At 42.6% G+C, this 15,654-nt stretch carries 12 protein-coding genes and 1 pseudogene; 4 read left to right on the plus strand and 9 right to left on the minus strand.

Features of this window, described 5'->3' with window-relative positions:
* Positions 1-106: 106 nt before the first annotated feature.
* Positions 107-856, minus strand: a pseudogene (locus HWQ40_RS20010) (Uma2 family endonuclease).
* A gap of 73 nt (positions 857-929) precedes the next feature.
* The gene (gene radA, locus HWQ40_RS20015) at positions 930-2,456 is read right to left on the minus strand and encodes a DNA repair protein RadA (protein WP_292780845.1); all 1,527 of its coding nucleotides are present in this window, start codon (positions 2,454-2,456) and stop codon (positions 930-932) included.
* Positions 2,457-2,626: 170 nt separating this feature from the next.
* On the opposite strand from radA, the gene rpaB reads away from it, so the two are divergent.
* Both rpaB and HWQ40_RS20025 read left to right on the plus strand, forming a co-directional pair.
* On the plus strand, positions 2,627-3,355 hold the full coding sequence (rpaB, locus tag HWQ40_RS20020; protein WP_012412029.1) for a response regulator transcription factor RpaB: 729 nt from the start codon (positions 2,627-2,629) through the stop codon (positions 3,353-3,355).
* Positions 3,356-3,420: 65 nt separating this feature from the next.
* Positions 3,421-4,059 carry a cofactor assembly of complex C subunit B gene (locus tag HWQ40_RS20025; protein ID WP_292780847.1) on the plus strand — a complete coding sequence of 213 codons (639 nt, stop codon included), beginning with the start codon at positions 3,421-3,423 and terminating at the stop codon, positions 4,057-4,059.
* Between the two features lie 163 nt (positions 4,060-4,222).
* Here the strand turns inward: HWQ40_RS20025 and HWQ40_RS20030 are convergent, their stop codons facing one another.
* A complete protein-coding gene (locus HWQ40_RS20030) occupies positions 4,223-5,137 on the minus strand; it encodes a M48 family metallopeptidase (protein ID WP_292780849.1) in 915 nt (304 codons plus the stop codon).
* Positions 5,138-5,465: 328 nt separating this feature from the next.
* Here HWQ40_RS20030 and HWQ40_RS20035 point away from each other — a divergent pair, with 328 nt between their 5' ends.
* Positions 5,466-5,984, plus strand: a complete 519-nt coding sequence (locus HWQ40_RS20035; RefSeq protein WP_292780852.1) for a DUF456 domain-containing protein — start codon at positions 5,466-5,468, stop codon at positions 5,982-5,984.
* A 548-nt stretch (positions 5,985-6,532) separates the two neighbouring features.
* Positions 6,533-7,219 (plus strand): PEP-CTERM sorting domain-containing protein, encoded by a 687-nt coding sequence (locus HWQ40_RS20040; protein ID WP_292780855.1) that lies wholly within the window; start codon positions 6,533-6,535, stop codon positions 7,217-7,219.
* A 247-nt stretch (positions 7,220-7,466) separates the two neighbouring features.
* On the opposite strand, the gene nblB is transcribed toward HWQ40_RS20040, so the two are convergent.
* The 6 genes from nblB to carB form a co-directional block, all read right to left on the minus strand.
* Positions 7,467-8,132 carry a phycobilisome degradation protein NblB gene (nblB, locus tag HWQ40_RS20045; protein WP_292780858.1) on the minus strand — a complete coding sequence of 222 codons (666 nt, stop codon included), beginning with the start codon at positions 8,130-8,132 and terminating at the stop codon, positions 7,467-7,469.
* A 105-nt stretch (positions 8,133-8,237) separates the two neighbouring features.
* A complete protein-coding gene (locus HWQ40_RS20050; protein WP_292780861.1) occupies positions 8,238-8,702 on the minus strand; it encodes a CBS domain-containing protein in 465 nt (154 codons plus the stop codon).
* Positions 8,703-8,882: 180 nt separating this feature from the next.
* Complete coding sequence (gene mutT / locus HWQ40_RS20055) at positions 8,883-9,299, minus strand: 8-oxo-dGTP diphosphatase MutT (RefSeq protein ID WP_292780864.1); 417 nt, start codon at positions 9,297-9,299, stop codon at positions 8,883-8,885.
* 605 nt (positions 9,300-9,904) lie between these two features.
* Positions 9,905-10,249 (minus strand): DUF760 domain-containing protein, encoded by a 345-nt coding sequence (locus HWQ40_RS20060; RefSeq protein ID WP_292780866.1) that lies wholly within the window; start codon positions 10,247-10,249, stop codon positions 9,905-9,907.
* A 222-nt stretch (positions 10,250-10,471) separates the two neighbouring features.
* Positions 10,472-11,428 carry an RNA polymerase sigma factor, RpoD/SigA family gene (locus HWQ40_RS20065; RefSeq protein ID WP_292780868.1) on the minus strand — a complete coding sequence of 319 codons (957 nt, stop codon included), beginning with the start codon at positions 11,426-11,428 and terminating at the stop codon, positions 10,472-10,474.
* A 569-nt stretch (positions 11,429-11,997) separates the two neighbouring features.
* Positions 11,998-15,264, minus strand: a complete 3,267-nt coding sequence (gene carB, locus HWQ40_RS20070; RefSeq protein WP_292780871.1) for a carbamoyl-phosphate synthase large subunit — start codon at positions 15,262-15,264, stop codon at positions 11,998-12,000.
* Positions 15,265-15,654: the final 390 nt, after the last annotated feature.

Consider the following 15,654-nt stretch of genomic DNA (forward strand, 5'->3'; position numbering starts at 1 on the left):
TAGCCTACATCTAGACTGGGTTTTACCTTCTTACCTTTAACCCGAACTCAGGTTAGATTAGCAAATTTTTTGCTAATCTAGCAAACCTAAATTATTTACAGGAAGTCTAATCTTCTGGCTCAATTCCCGCCGCCCGCAATTGTGCTGCTAGTCGTTCAGCACGTTGGCGTTCTTGTTCAGCGCGTTCGCGTTCCTGTTCGGCGCGTTCGCGTTCCTGTTGGGCTAACTCAGAACCCCAAGGTAAAAGGTTTCCTTGTTCATCCCACCACCGTAACCACTTTCCTGGGCGATTTTCACGAGTACCTTGCCACATTCCAAGGTAAAGATTCATTTCTGCTATCCAGTAGCGTTTATTTTCATCAGGCTCTTGCAAAATGTACTGTTCTGTGTTTTTTAAGCGATACATCTCGAAACTACCGCTATCTGGCTCAAAGATAATCTAGTTTGGCACTTTTAAAATGCGCTCGTAGAAAAACCATTTTCCTGGGGGATATGTCGCTTTGATAGAATACTCTGTCTCCTGTGTATCGGAAATAAATTCCATCACAATTACTGGTATTTCTCCTTGTAGCTGGGGAGTGTAACTGCGTTTTACCTCTTCGCGTTCAACACGAATATTAGGTATGTATGCCCAATCAGGAGCTTTGATGACCATTCTGCCATTCAAGGTGGCACAAATACCGTAATTGGTTGGAGTTAAGGCATTAACTGAAATTTTTCCGGATAATTGTAGACTTTCTGTAAGTGCAGCAGCTAAGGCTGGTTGATTGATGTTGTCCACTGGATCATCCGGGAGTTTGTAATCATCGGGTAGTTTTTCCCAAGTGATTTGGTAGTCTTGGGTGAGGGCTGTCATGATCGGTTTTCCTTTGGTGTGTAAAAAGGATTAGGGACTGTTTTCCTAATACCTAGTCCCGAAGCGGCTATGGTTACTCATCTTCATCGGGTTCTAAATCGTCTGCTGTCAATTCCTGATGCGGGATTGCGGCGATAATCGCATCTATGACTTTAGATACTGGTAATATCTCAATATTCAAGTCGGGAAATTTTGTCCCTTTGGGCACGATCGCTCGTTTAAATCCCAACTTAGCAGCTTCTTTCAACCGCAGTTCCATTTGGGAAACCGATCGCACTTGTCCACCTAGCCCAACTTCACCGATTAATACTGTACCGGGATCGACGATGCGATCGCGGAAACTAGCTACGATCGCGATCGCTATTCCCAAATCTACCGCCGGTTCTTCCACATTCAACCCACCCGCAGAGGCAACGTAGGAATCTAACTTTGACATAGGAATTCCCACTCGTTTTTCTAAGACGGCGAGAATTTGCACTAGACGGTTGTAGTCTACGCCAGTTCCAGCCCGCCGAGGGGAAGGGTAGCTGGTAGGACTCACTAAAGCCTGCAATTCTACAACAATCGGGCGAGTGCCTTCGCAAGCAACGACAATGGCAGTACCGGGAGCAGGATCGTCACGGTTGCCTAAAAATAGCTCTGAGGGATTGGAGACTTCTCGCAATCCATCTGTCACCATTTCAAAGATACCGATTTCGTGAGTTGCGCCGAAGCGGTTTTTGACTGTCCGTAATAACCGATGGGAGGCAAAGCGATCGCCTTCAAAATACAACACTGTATCGACTAAATGTTCTAAAACTTTTGGCCCAGCGATCGCTCCTTCTTTGGTGACGTGTCCCACAATCAGCATAGTGACATCTTCATGCTTCGCCACCTTCATCAAGGCTGCGGTACATTCCCGTACCTGAGCTACTGAACCTGGTGCAGAAGTCAGCGCCGGAAAAAACACCGTTTGGATACTATCAATCACCGCCACATTTGGTTTAAGAGAATCTATTTCCCGTAAAATTTCTTCTAAATCTGTTTCTGGCAGTACATATAAATCAGCACCTATACTGTCAGGGTCTATGGGAAGTGCGGGATCTACTACTACTTCAATCTTCCCCTCACTAACTACACTTAGAGGTTTTGATACTCCTAAGCGGGAAGCTCGTAATTTTACCTGTTGTCCCGATTCTTCACCAGTTACGTAAAGGATGCGGTATTTCTGTGCTAATTGATTAGATACTTGCAACAATAAAGTCGATTTCCCAATACCTGGATCGCCACCAATCAGCACCATAGAGCCAGGGACAACCCCACCTCCAAGCACTCGATCTAATTCTCCATAACCAGACTCCCAACGGGCAATTTGGCGATCGGTAATTTGATCAAATGTTAAAGAGGCTCGCGCTTTAGCTGGCTTACCGTGAGATTTGCCATTGCCTTGAGCTGATTGCCAACTACTCACTCCCCCCCGACTGGGTACATCTACTGAGGATTGAATAGAAATTTGTTCTTCTAGAGAATTGTAAGTGCCACAAGCTGGACACTTACCAAACCACTGGGGCGATTCTGCTCCACATTCATTACAAGTGAAAAAGGTTTTTGGCTTTGCCATTCTTAAATCTTATTAAATAATCTTAATATTTACTTAATTCTTGAAAAAAACTAAAAACTAATAATAGTGGTATTTAGAGCTTTTTCCAAATCAATTCATGGAATGATATCTTAATATTATGGTATTAAAAATTAATCATGTAAATTTTTAGTCAAGGAGCCTAGAGAAACTTGGAAAGCCATAAAGAAAAAATCTTGGTGGTAGACGACGAAGCCAGCATTCGCCGGATTTTGGAAACACGCCTTTCCATGATTGGCTACGATGTAGTGACAGCTGGCGACGGGGAAGAAGCTTTGGAAACTTTTCGCAAAACAGAGCCTGACCTGGTAGTTTTAGATGTAATGATGCCAAAGCTAGACGGCTATGGTGTATGTCAAGAATTACGAAAAGAATCAGATGTCCCCATTATTATGCTAACAGCCTTGGGTGATGTCGCCGATCGCATCACGGGATTAGAATTGGGTGCTGATGACTATGTAGTTAAACCATTTTCCCCCAAGGAGCTAGAAGCCCGGATTCGCTCTGTGCTAAGGCGAGTAGATAAAAACGGTGCTTCTGGAATTCCCAGTTCTGGGGTAATCCATGTCGCTAATATTAAAATCGATACGAATAAGCGACAAGTCTACAAAGGCGATGAGCGCATTCGATTGACGGGTATGGAGTTCAGCTTGTTAGAGTTGTTAGTCAGTCGCTCTGGAGAAGCTTTTTCTCGTTCGGAAATTTTGCAGGAAGTTTGGGGTTATACACCAGAACGTCATGTAGATACCCGCGTAGTAGATGTGCATATATCACGTTTGCGGGCAAAGTTGGAAGATGATCCTAGTAACCCAGAATTGATTCTCACCGCACGGGGTACTGGTTATCTTTTCCAGCGGATTATTGAACCAGGGGAGGAGTGAGGAAATGAGGGAGCAGGGGAGCAGGGGAGAATAATTAATAACCAATGCCCAATTCCCAATTTCTAATGACTAAACCTGATCCTAATCGAGTTTTGCGGCGTCTACCCATTGTTGTGGGTGGGCTAGGCGCTGTGCTTTTACTGATTAACCGTTTATTAACACCGGAATTAACCCAGTCTCAATCGCGTGGTGATGTAGTGGGCGTGATTTTGAGTGCGGTGTTAATTTTGACGGGTTTAATTTGGCAGCAAGTTCAGCCGCGATCGCCTGATATTGTAGAACTAATTGGAGAAGAAGGTTTTGTACTCGCAGCAGATTTACCAGAATCCGTAAAGACAGAGCTAGCCTGGGCATCTCATTTATTGTTGACTAACACAGTAACGCGATCGCTTGTGGTTTTTTATCAAGGTAAAGTTTTGTTGCGTCGCGGGATTCTGGGTACTAAATCTGAAGTTGTGCCAGGAGTAATCTTAAAACAGGTACTCGAAAAACAAAAACCGATTTATTTAGTTGCTCTAAAAATATATCCAGGTAGGCTTGAATTTGATTATTTACCAGAAAATACTCAAGGTGTAATTTGTCAACCTATTGACAACCAAGGTGCATTAATTTTGGGAGCAAATGCTCCTCGAAGTTACACCAAACAAGATGAAAACTGGATTGCGGGAATTGCTGATAAGTTAGCCGTTACTCTTAGTACTTAGGTTGTCAGCTAGTTTAGAAGTCAGCCAATTTTAGTGAGACAAGGGGCTTAAGCCCCTTGTTTAGGAGCAAGCTCGCAGCTAATCGGTATTAGCAAGTCATTGAATGTCATAAGCGTATTTTAAATTTAAAAATTAAATCTAAAATCTAAAACTTAAAATTCAATCACCAAGAAGTTAAAAAATTCCAACCTTCCTTTTCTTGCGGTGTATTTCCTTCTTTTTCTTCTAGTTCTTCCGGTGTCTTTAGATTTGTCTGTTGAATTAAATTATCATAAGCTCCTGAATCAACCCATTTCAATAACTCGCCAGCCCGCATAACTACCCAAGAAAGCCCAGATTCTGTATAGCTTAATATTTTGGTGACTTTATCCACACTATCAAAGTTATTGGATGCAAACTCACGGGCTTGGACAAGGAAATCTTCAATTACAGCACTAGTCAAGTACTCATCTGGTAAACCCGCGAGTTTCATCAGTGTAGTAGTTGCTACGTCAATATCCTGACAAGCAAGCATTGCAGCCCGATCAGCAGTGAACCTAGCCATCATCCGCCAATTATACAAACCTAGTTCCATTCCGCCAGCTACTAAGCCACCGACTCCTAGTGTGGTACTGCTCAACAAATTTTTCAACGTTGGCATAACAATTGCCATTTGGTGATAAACCATATGCTGACTTTTGATACGAGCGATTTCGTGTCCGAAAACGTAAAGCAACTCATCTACGTCAAGCCACTCCATTGCATCTAAATTGATACCGACAAGGGGTTTTTCTACGCCAACAATGTAGGTTTGAATGTGACCTGTGCCTCGAAATAGATACAATTCAGGAAGTGGAGCAACATCAAGAATTTGGCAGGTTTCTACAAATGCTTGATGTAATTCGGGAAAATTACGGGGCGAAATTCTGATTTCACTACCAAGGCTTTGCAGTCTAAGTAGGCGATCGATACCGTATTCGTTAATTTTTTTGAGTAGCAAGGAGACACCGGGCATATTTTGCAAAGAAGCCAAGGCTTTGCGATCGAAGGGGTGTTCGTATGCTTCCGAACTTAGTCCAGTTAATATTTTTCTCGTCATAGGTTTTGAGCTTTTAAATAGCAGTTTAGAAGCATTAGGCAAACTTGTACCACATTGTACTAGGCATTTTTCGCTATCTTACCCAGATAGAATAAACAGTAGGGGCGCCAGATGTGCATACGTGTCAACTTAAGCCTTGGCAAATGGAATTCGCGGCTACACAGGCAAAGTCCGCCTCTGCGGACTAACGGAAAATCAAAGTTTTTAAACCCACGGAGGTGGGTTTTGTTTGTGTAGACGCGGTTTCTAACCGCTCATTTCGCGTTAAGTTGACACCAATGGCAGATGTACGCCCCTATGAAAAAATTTGGAAGTTTACAATTGATCTATGCAAATTATTTATTGGCTATTAGTTGCTGTAATGGTTGTGGGTATTATTGGTGCTGTAGTTCCAGCCATTCCCGGTAGCAGCTTAATTTTAATTGCAATTATCATCTGGGGAATCGTTAGTAGTTCCTTTGCAGCTATCAAGCTTCCACTAATTGTGACAATTATAGTTTTACTGCTCAGTGTCGGAGTAGATTTTTTAGCTAGCTATGTGGGAGCAAAACAAGCTGGAGCTAGCAAGTGGGGGCAAATTGGCGCAATTGTTGGTTTGGTGGTAGGATTTTTGGGATTATTGCCAACTTTACCTTTTGGGGGGCCACTCTTAGGAATTTTACTAGGCCCGCTTTTGGGAGCAATTATTGGTGAGTATCTTTACCGACGTGAATTCAGGTTGGCGGTTAAAGCAGGTATAGGAATTGTAGTCGGGTCTTTGGTTGGAAATTTAATTCAAGGATTGTTAGCGATCGCTGCAGTTGTAGTTTTTGTTGTGACAACCTGGCCACAGGTATATGGCTCTTAACATTTGAAAAATCTCACAGATTTGAGAACAAAACAAATAGCTAGCAACTAGCTATTTGTTACAAACATTCAAAAAGACTATCTATAGTAAACAAATATAGCGGTTCCTCCCATTTATTCTATGAGAGGAACCGTTTCACTAAATATTTAGTAACTAGAAAGATTATAGATACAATTCATACTCCATTTATCTAAAACGTAGTTTAGCAGTAAATAGTTTAAAAACAGACAATTTTCCATCTAGTTACGTAAATAATTTTTCTTCAAGTTATAACTATTGCCAATAATTTAAACACTAAAGAGTCAGAGATATACGAAGCGCAGATATGTAATAAATTAAAACTTTATGAAGACGATTTACTAGTTGAAGATGTAATGAAGACCACTCAGTAAATATTGCCGATTCTAAGTCTATGTGATTCTATGGAGATAAGAAATACATCACACAAGTTTCGCTTTCACTGACAGTATTTTAAATAGATTACTGATAGTAAAAGTTAAGCAATCAATTTCTCTGTTCCATATTATTGTTAGGACTATCAAACGACCATGATTAGTTTAAAATCTAAATTAGTAAACGCGACTCTGGCTGCTACTTTTGCAATCCCCTTGGCTACTGCTGGGATGTTTACATCTGCTGGTTCTGCACAAGCAGCTATTATTGGAAGTGCCACTTTCGACGGAAATTTGATATTTCAGAATAAAACACAGAACACTCCAACGACTGAAGTACTCAAATTTGATAATCCAGCAGATGTATCGTTTGCAGATGGTATATTTAATGGTGTGACTAATGTTACGGTAGGTAACGCCGATCCTTACAGCTTAATATTAAATCAACTTTCAGTCCTAAGCTCTACATCAGCTTTGTACAAAGTTGATATGAGTTCAGTAGTTGATCCGTTCCTTACTTTTGATAATGGGATCAAGTTTAAGGCAACTAGTATATCTAATATTACTAGGAGAAGGCAAGAAACTAGTCCTGGTTCTGGGTCGTATACTACCAGTATAGATGCCTTTTCAGTTTTAGGAACCTTCTATAATGGTGTAAATGCTGTAGGCGATGGCTCGATTAATGCACTTCAGAAGAACACAAATAATACTCGTCCTGGGCGCTATGAGTTTCAAATAGATGCTATCTCACAATCCGTTCCTGAGCCAACAACAATACTAGGCTTGGGTGCAGTAGGTGCAGTCATGACTATGTCTCGCCGTCGCAAAACTCTGGCTAATTAATGAAAAATATCCAGCAGATAAATTGCTGAGAAAAAAGGTGGTAGAACAATTGTAAAGACTACCACCCTGTACAAAATCTATCCAATTATATCGGTTTTCAATGAAGTGTTATAGGTTTTGGTTCGTAGTAATTTAGCGATTACTGCGAACCTTTAATTATTTCCAAGAAAAACTTTATTGAAAACGACTTTTCCAGTTTCGGTAATTCTATGGAAAAGTCAAGTTAACTATTCCTAGAAAGACGAACTCAGACTGACTGCAAAGAATTTTTGGCTTCGCTTGCGATCGCATCTACTTCATCATTAGCCAAAATTTCTAATATAGATTTGGCTTCTGGATTACCCAAACGAGCCAAGGCTTGTACAAGTCTGTAACGAATTTGCCAATCTGGATTGGTAGCATAGGGAGCCAACAGAGGAACTGCTTGTACATCTCCCAAGTCACCCAAAGAACTAATAGCAGCAGTTTGAACTAACTCGTTTTCTGATGAGAGTGCCTCTTTGAGTAATTCAAAGGCTCGCGGATCGCCCAACTCTCCCAATGTAGCAATAATACTGAATTGTATTAGCCATTCACTGGTTGTATGATAAAGCTGCTGTAAATCTTCAAAAGCTTCACGTAACTTCAGAGCGCCCAAACAGTCTGCTGCTGCTGCTTGTACATCTACTTCGGAGTCATGAAGTAAGCGATCGCGCAAGATATCTAAGGATAACTGTAAATCTTGGGTTCCAAGTGTATCCATTTGACTCACCGCTGAGTAACGGACACGGGAATTGCGATCGCCAATAGCACTTTGAATTAATTCAAAGCCAACCGCAGGTTCCAATTGGCGGATTTGATTTACTGCACGTAAGCGATCGCCTAAATCCTCAGAACTGAGCAATTGCTTAACAGACTCCGGAGTAATACTCATTTAGTTATCCTTGATTTTCAAATGTATAAAAAAGACAGACGCGATTAATCGCGTCTCTACTTTTGGCTTTTGTACAGACGCGATTAATCGCGTCTCTATTTTTGACTAATCTTGACTTGCTGCCATAGCCCGAATAATATCACCACGAGTGAGGATACCAATTACTTGACCCGTGCCCTCAAGTACTGGCAAGCGATGAACACTGCGATCGTGCATGATTGTAGCTGCTTCTTTTAAAGTTTTGTCAGGGGAAATAGCGATCGGGTTTTTACTCATCACCTCCCCGACGGTTTGCCCTAGAGCCTTATGCAAATCACGGTCATACGTAGCAGGATTTTTTAAATAGATAACACTATCAAGAAACATAATGTACGCAGGTGGAGTAACACCAGTTTCTTGCCACATCAAATCGGTTTCCGAGATAATGCCCACCAATTTACCGAGATCGTCCACAACAGGTAGTCCGCTGATATGGCGTTCTGCGAGAATTTGGATAGCTTCCTTGAGTGGAGTTTCCTCCCGGACAACAATAGGATCGCGGCTCATCACATCGGCAACGGTTTTAGGCATTTATTTGCTGACACCTCAAATCAAAGTCCCTGCGCCTATTGTAGAAAATTGCGGGACTCAACCTGATGCAATTAATAGATTGTTACGGGATTAGTCATTAGAAATTGGGAATTGGGCATTGGGCATTGGGCATTGGGGATTGGTTATTAATTATTTTCCTCTGCTCCCTCTGCTTCTTTCCTACTCCCCAATCCCTTTTAATGCAGCAATAATTTGAGTATTTGCTTTAGGAAAACTAAACTGCTCCAGTTCTTCCAAAGTTACCCAGCGAATTTCATCGGATTCCAAAGGTTGAGGGATACCTGTAACATGGCGGCAATGATGTACTGTGAGGGTAACGCGCAAGTTTGTATAACTGTGTTCAATAGTAATCAGATGCTCTCCCACTTCAATTACTATTCCCAGTTCTTCGTAAATTTCCCGTTGGATACATTCTTGAATGGTTTCACCAGGCTCTATTTTACCACCAGGAAATTCCCATAAACCACCCATCGCTCCTTCTGGACGACGACGGTCAATTAAAATTTGCTTTTGGTCATTCCAAATTACTGCAACACCGATGATTTTATGGGGTGGGAAAGAACTGGTTTCACTCATAATTGAATGGGGAGTAGGGAGTAGGGAAAGAATTCCTGAATTTTGACTCTTGACTAATAACAAAACTCGGCAGACTAGTTGTAACTCTGCCGAGTTTTGATTTACTTATTGTAAAGGTCATCTAGCACTGTTCGTTTATCCACAAATGTGCATTAATCATTTATAAATACACCTCTAATATCGTGTCTGGTTAAAAACTTATTATTCAGACCGTAGAGGCTTAGAGGGGAGGAATTTTCTGGCTTTCTGCATCGGTTGGAGAGTTATGACTAACTACCCTGACATCATATAATTGATTGAATTAATCACAAAATTACAGGAGTTCACAGAGAAGCGAAATCAAAGACTCCGCGTTCCTCTGCGCCAACCTCAGCGTTCCTACCCTGCGGGAAGGCGTTCGCGTAGCGTCTCGTAGAGAAGCGCCTATGCGTTGAAATTTCAACCTGAATTCGTCACTATTTTGGATATTTTAAAAAACTTAGCTGATGTATAATCGGGAATTAGCGGCAAAGATTTCGCAGAGACTTATTTTCAATTCGTATCGCCGTAACTATGACTAGCTATCAGCCCAACAATATTGATTTAATTTCCCAAATTTTACATTTCTAGTCAATTTCGCTGTTGTCGGTTTCAGATCCTTGTAGAGCCATTTCAAAATTCATTCTCTGTTCAGCGTTACGCAAGAAATAACCACTAATCATCGCAGAAGCAAGAAGCCTACCTAGATTTTCCCGGTTTGTGGTTACAGTAACACCAAAGTGTTCTGAAGGTAGATTACCTAATAGTCCTGTAATATTCCGTTCCATCACCTGAAACACTTCGGCAGACGTGGGTTTGGATAGCTGGGTAACTGCCTCTGGACTCAAGGATTTAACGTACTGCCAGAGTAAATCGTTAGTTTCTGATTCGCTATTAAAAAATTCTGAGACACGATTGGATGGGTTACTCATTTTTTAGCTCCTTAACTACCACTATTAGCTGCGGTGCTTGTGATTTGAATATTAAATGTCTGTTTTGGATTTGACTTAGTTATTTTGTCTTCCTGTCAACTAATGTAACAGCCTAACGTAAGAGTGGAAGTAGGTGTAACCGTACCAAAGTCAGCGTATTTTCTCACCCCAATAAATAGGTGAGGAGTGGGGAGTTAATTACAAACTCATCACTCCTAACTTCTAACTTGCCAAATATTCATCCATATTGGCTTTAGACTTGCGAAGTTTGCTTAAGGCTTCCCGTTCAATTTGTCGGACTCGTTCTCGACTGATGTTCAATATTTCACCAATTCTAGCCAGAGTCAGGGCTTGTCCATCAGTTAAGCCAAAGCGCAGCGTGATTACTTCCCTCTGTTGTGGCGTGAGATCGCCCATTAGGCGATCTAAGTCATAAGATAGGGAAGATTGCATAACAAACTCTTCGGGAGAAGCCCCTGGATCTTCCAGCATTTCTCCGAGTTCGGTGTCGTAGTTATCACCCAGCCGCAAATCCAAGGAAAGAGGCAAACGCGCCTTTTCTAAATACTCTCGCACTTGTTTGGGCGTCAATTCTAATTCTTGAGCTAGCTCCCCAGCCGTAGGAGCGCGTCCCAACTTTTGAGACAATTGGCGCTGTGCCTTTTTAATCTTATTTAATTTTTCAGTGATATGGATCGGCAACCGAATTGTACGAGCTTTTTCGGCTATAGCACGAGTAATAGCTTGCCGAATCCACCAATAGGCATAAGTAGAAAATCTGTACCCTTTGGTGGGGTCAAACTTTTCTACACCCCGTTGCATACCGATACTACCTTCTTGGATCAAGTCCAGTAAATCGACGTTGCGCTTGATGTATTTTTTGGCAACGGAGACTACCAGCCGCAAATTGGCTTCTACCATCTTGCGCTTGGCAATTTCACCATCTGCGATCGCTTCGTTCAACTCTGCTGGTTCTAGGTTTGTTGCTGTGGCCCACTCTTCTAGAGTCGGTTGATGACCTAGCTGCGTGGCAAGAGATTCCCTTGATTCGTGCAAAGCACAGGAACGTTGCACCTGTTTACCATAGAAAATCTCTTCCTCGTGGGTTAAGAGTGGCACACGGCCAATCTCACGCAGGTAAGTCCGCACGAGGTCTGTGGCTGTCTGAGCGGTCTTCATGGCGCTACTCTTTGGTAATGATGGGGTTGGCGGTAGGGTCATTAAGGGATAGATGCTTTCTTTATTTATTAGGGTGCTACCCAGTCAGACTGGGAACCTATGCTATGGTTTGCAACTTACGCGCCTGAGAAACTCGGCTGCTCATAATAATCAAATTTAGGCTTCTTAACTGCTAAAACTACAGTTATTTCCTACTTTTCACAAGTATCTACAGTTAGATAAAAGGTTGCTTTTTAAACATTTTTTATGCAAGTCCTATTAATAATTGTAACATTTATGAGAAGATTTTGGCTAGATGGCGACATGAAATTTCCTGGTTTTTCCAGTTCATCTAACGTTGCCCTCTATCTTAAGGCTGACTAAAAGTCAATTTAAGAAATGATCTGGTTCAAATAATTTTCCTCATATTTGTTAAAGTATCTCAATGAGAACTATATTCATTCTCTTCTAACAATTGTTTAATTTTTTCTGGGAATTGGGAATTGTAAATGGGGAATTGGGCATGGGGCATGGGGCATTGGGTGTAGTTATTCCCCTTGTCTCCCCTGCTCCCCTGCTTCCCTGCTCCCCTACTCTCTAGCGATCGGGCAGTACTCTTGGATAGTTTTTACATCCAAAGTCGTATTTTGTAAGGAACGGATGGCGGCGACGGTAGCTTTTGCACCGGCTATGGTAGTAATGATGGGAATTTTGTAAGCTAAGGCTGTGCGGCGGATTAACCTAGCATCAGTCTGGGCTTCTTCCCCTGATGGTGTGTTGATAATAAGTTGGATTTTCTGGTTTTTGATCGCATCTAGGACGTGGGGACGACCTTCATGGAGTTTTAACACTAATTCAATATTTAACCCCTGTTCCAGAAGAACTCGGCGTGTACCAAGGGTAGCCATCACTGTAAAGCCCAAATCGATAAATTCCTTCACCACACCACTTGCAGCAGCTTTATCGCGATCGCTCATTGATACAAATACAGTTCCCGTTAACGGTAAACGCTCCCCAGCACCCATTTCCGCTTTGGCAAAGGCACGGCCAAAGTCGCTGTCAATCCCCATCACCTCACCAGTGGATCTCATTTCTGGGCCCAATATTGTATCAGTTCCTGGGAATTTATTAAAGGGTAATACAGCTTCTTTTACAGCAATATGTGTGGGAATGACTTCCTCTGTAAAATTTAGCTCCTCTAAGGTTTTGCCCGACATAATTAAGGATGCTAGTTTCGCTAACTGCACACCCGTAGCTTTAGATACAAATGGCACTGTGCGGGAAGCGCGCGGGTTAGCTTCTAGAATGTAAACTTGGGGAGAATAGCTGCTTGCGCCCACAACAGCAAATTGAATATTCATCAACCCTACGACAGACAATGCTTGTGCTAGCTGTATCGTCCAAGTGCGAATCTGATTGAGAACTGCTGGTGATAGGGAAATGGAAGGTAAGGAACAAGCGGAATCTCCTGAGTGAATCCCTGCTTGTTCGATGTGTTCCATGATGCCACCAATCACCACCCTTCCTGTATGATCGGCGATCGCATCAACATCGACTTCAATCGCGTTTTCCAAAAACTTATCAATCAAAATCGGATGTTCTGGTTCTACTAGTACCGCAAAGGTCATGTAGCGTTCCAACTCAGTATCGGAATAGACGATTTCCATCGCCCGTCCCCCCAACACATAGCTAGGACGCACCACCACCGGATAGCCAATGCGTTTGGCGACAATCAGCGCATCTTCGTAAGTCCGGGCAATACCATTGGGCGGTTGTGAAATATTCAACTCTTGGAGAATCTTTTCAAACCGTTCCCGGTTTTCTGCCATGTCTATGGAATCGGGTGATGTACCCCAAATTTTAGTGAGCAGTCCTGATGTGTCATTGTTAAGAAACTCTTGTAATGGGATAGCCAACTTCAGCGGTGTTTGTCCGCCAAACTGGATTATCACCCCAACTGGATTTTCAGTTTCGATGATGTTAAGGACATCTTCTTTTGTTAAAGGCTCAAAGTAAAGGCGATCGCTGGTATCGTAATCTGTGGAAACTGTCTCTGGGTTAGAGTTGACCATAATTGTCTCATAGCCCGCTTTCTTCAAAGCATAGGCGGCATGACAACAACAATAATCAAACTCAATTCCCTGCCCAATGCGGTTGGGGCCACCACCCAAAATTAATACTTTTGGTTTGGTTGCTGGCAAAACTTCTGTTTCCTCTTCGTAGCTAGAATAATAGTAAGGGGTAAATGCTTCAAACTCAGCGGCGCAGGTATCTACGGTTTTATAAACTGGGATGATTCCTAATGACTTGCGGTAGGCGCGAACTTCATCTTCAGTGGTTTTGGTGGCGTAAGCAATCTGGCGATCGCTATATCCGTCCCGCTTCACTTCATAAAGTTGCTCTTTTGTCAATTGCTGTAAAGGTGTCCGCTTGAGAAATTTCTCGACATCTAGCAGTTGCTGAAATTTATCTAGGAACCACGGGTCAATACCAGTCAGTTCATAGATTTCCTCAGCACTAATTCCTAGTTGCAAGGCATGGCGCACGGAGAAAATGCGATCGGGGTTAGGTGTCCGCAGTTGGGCGCGAATTTGTTCACCACTGGGTAATTTTTCGGCTTTGTCGCAACCCCAACCAGCGCGTCCGGTTTCGAGCGATCGCAGTGCCTTTTGGAAGGATTCGTTAAACGTCCGCCCAATTGCCATTGCTTCCCCGACAGATTTCATTTGGGTTGTCAGCACTGGGTCGGAACCGGGGAACTTTTCAAAGGCGAAGCGGGGGATTTTTGTCACCACATAGTCAATTGTCGGCTCAAAGGATGCAGGAGTTTTCTTGGTGATGTCATTTTTAATTTCATCCAAGGTGTAGCCCACAGCCAATTTTGCGGCCATTTTGGCAATGGGGAAACCCGTGGCTTTGGAAGATAAAGCTGAACTGCGGGAAACACGGGGGTTCATCTCAATTACAACCACATCCCCATTAAGCGGATTAACAGCAAACTGGATATTAGAACCGCCAGTTTCCACACCAATCTCGCGGATGATTTTAATTGCCATATCCCGCAGCCTTTGATATTCTTTATCAGTGAGGGTTTGCGCGGGAGCAACGGTAATCGAGTCTCCGGTGTGGATGCCCATCGGGTCAAGGTTTTCGATGGAACAGATAATCACCACGTTATCTGCCAAGTCACGCATCACTTCGAGTTCATATTCTTTCCAGCCGAGTAAAGACTGGTCAATGAGAATTTGCGAAACAGGGCTAGCATCTATACCTACCTGTGCCATTTCTTCAAATTCTTCTTGGTTGTAGGCAATACCGCCGCCACTTCCACCCATTGTGAAAGCTGGACGAATAATTAGGGGATAAGTACCAATTTGGCGGGCAACAGCTTTGGCTTCTTCTAAAGATTCGGCTGTATCGCTGGGACAAACAGCTATCCCAATCCTTGCCATTGCATCACCAAACAGTTTTCGATCTTCGGCTTTTTCGATCGCTGGTAGTTTCGCGCCGATTAACTCAACGCCGTACTTTTCCAACACGCCATTTTTGGCTAAAGCAACGGCGAGATTGAGGGCGGTTTGTCCTCCCATCGTCGGTAGTAGAGCATCGGGGCGTTCTTTTTCGATGACTTTTTCGACCAATTCTGGAGTTAGCGGCTCAATGTAAGTGCGATCGGCCGTTTCCGGGTCGGTCATAATCGTTGCAGGGTTAGAGTTGACCAAAACCACTTCATAACCTTCTTCTCGGAGCGCTTTGCAGGCTTGAGTGCCAGAGTAGTCAAACTCACAGGCTTGTCCGATCACAATTGGACCAGAACCTAACAGTAGAATCTTCTGGAGGTCGTCACGGCGGGGCATAGTCGTTGCCTTGGAATACGAGAATACAAATCCTGATCATTTTAAGGGTCTTTACCCCCTCTGGTGCTTTTTATTATTTTATTATTAAGTTTTCTAAGTTTGATGACAGGAAGGGAGTGGGTCAGCAGGGGAGCAGGGGAGAATAATTAATAACCAATGCCCAATCCCCAATGCCCAATGCCCAATGCCCAACAATTATTTTGTATTCCTAATTTTATTTAATTATGATGCTCAACTTTCTAAAGCTTTTGCGAATCTTTATTATTTGATCTGATGAACCTTGCAATAAATGATGATTTATTTTGGTATATATCTGTCTGCTTATTTATGCACAAATAGATTACTTAGATAAAAATTTATCTTAACTAGCTAATTGATAAATATTTTCAA

It is taken from the genome of Nostoc sp. NMS9, assembly GCF_017114995.1.
Classification (GTDB): domain Bacteria; phylum Cyanobacteriota; class Cyanobacteriia; order Cyanobacteriales; family Nostocaceae; genus Nostoc.

Coding starts and splice junctions, on each gene's coding strand:
- HWQ40_RS20030 (WP_292780849.1), bottom strand. CDS start 5,137: ATGACGAGAAAAATATTAACTGGACTAAGTTCGGAAGCATACGAACAC.
- HWQ40_RS20035 (WP_292780852.1), top strand. CDS start 5,466: ATGCAAATTATTTATTGGCTATTAGTTGCTGTAATGGTTGTGGGTATT.
- HWQ40_RS20060 (WP_292780866.1), bottom strand. CDS start 10,249: ATGAGTAACCCATCCAATCGTGTCTCAGAATTTTTTAATAGCGAATCA.
- carB (WP_292780871.1), bottom strand. CDS start 15,264: ATGCCCCGCCGTGACGACCTCCAGAAGATTCTACTGTTAGGTTCTGGT.
- HWQ40_RS20050 (WP_292780861.1), bottom strand. CDS start 8,702: ATGCCTAAAACCGTTGCCGATGTGATGAGCCGCGATCCTATTGTTGTC.
- HWQ40_RS20065 (WP_292780868.1), bottom strand. CDS start 11,428: ATGAAGACCGCTCAGACAGCCACAGACCTCGTGCGGACTTACCTGCGT.
- nblB (WP_292780858.1), bottom strand. CDS start 8,132: ATGAGTATTACTCCGGAGTCTGTTAAGCAATTGCTCAGTTCTGAGGAT.
- radA (WP_292780845.1), bottom strand. CDS start 2,456: ATGGCAAAGCCAAAAACCTTTTTCACTTGTAATGAATGTGGAGCAGAA.
- HWQ40_RS20025 (WP_292780847.1), top strand. CDS start 3,421: ATGACTAAACCTGATCCTAATCGAGTTTTGCGGCGTCTACCCATTGTT.
- mutT (WP_292780864.1), bottom strand. CDS start 9,299: ATGAGTGAAACCAGTTCTTTCCCACCCCATAAAATCATCGGTGTTGCA.
- HWQ40_RS20040 (WP_292780855.1), top strand. CDS start 6,533: ATGATTAGTTTAAAATCTAAATTAGTAAACGCGACTCTGGCTGCTACT.